Here is a 457-nt window from a genome sequence, read left to right as displayed (position 1 = left end):
GGTGATCTTCTCCTGCTGCGACGCCGAGTCCTTATCGTAGGGGAGATCGACGTCGTCCACAGTATCGGTCATCATCCGGCATAGGGTGCAGGTTCATAAGAGGCTTCGGGTGTGTGAGGGATTCGCCGCCTAGGGGGCGTCTGCCGCCCGGATGACGAGTCTGACGCGTGTCACACAAATTCCCATCAGTAATAAATCTGGATAGCAAATATTATCTAATAGCATTGCTTGGTGTATCGTACGATGAGCACTACGGAAGCAGTCGAACGCGAGTCCGAACCCGACGCAGACGACCGCTGGGCGTCGGTTCGGGACATGCCCCCGAGCGCCAAGTTGGTCGCGAAGATTCTCGACTACGAGGACACGCTCACCCAGAGCCAAATCGCCGAGGAGTCGCTTCTGCCCCCGCGAACCGTCCGCTACGCGCTCTCCCGACTGGAAGACGAGGGCGCGGTCG

1 protein-coding gene is annotated in these 457 nt (G+C 59.1%); it reads left to right on the top strand.

Annotation, left to right across the window (positions count from 1 at the left end; translation table 11 throughout):
* Positions 1 to 243: 243 nt before the first annotated feature.
* Positions 244 to 457: winged helix-turn-helix domain-containing protein (locus D3D02_RS19675; RefSeq protein ID WP_147435789.1), on the top strand; the 214-nt coding region annotated here is incomplete at its 3' end.

Source organism: Halobellus sp. Atlit-38R (genome assembly GCF_003665925.1).
Taxonomy (GTDB): Archaea; Halobacteriota; Halobacteria; order Halobacteriales; family Haloferacaceae; genus Haloquadratum; species Haloquadratum inordinatus.
This window is presented reverse-complemented; position numbering and strand designations above follow the sequence as displayed.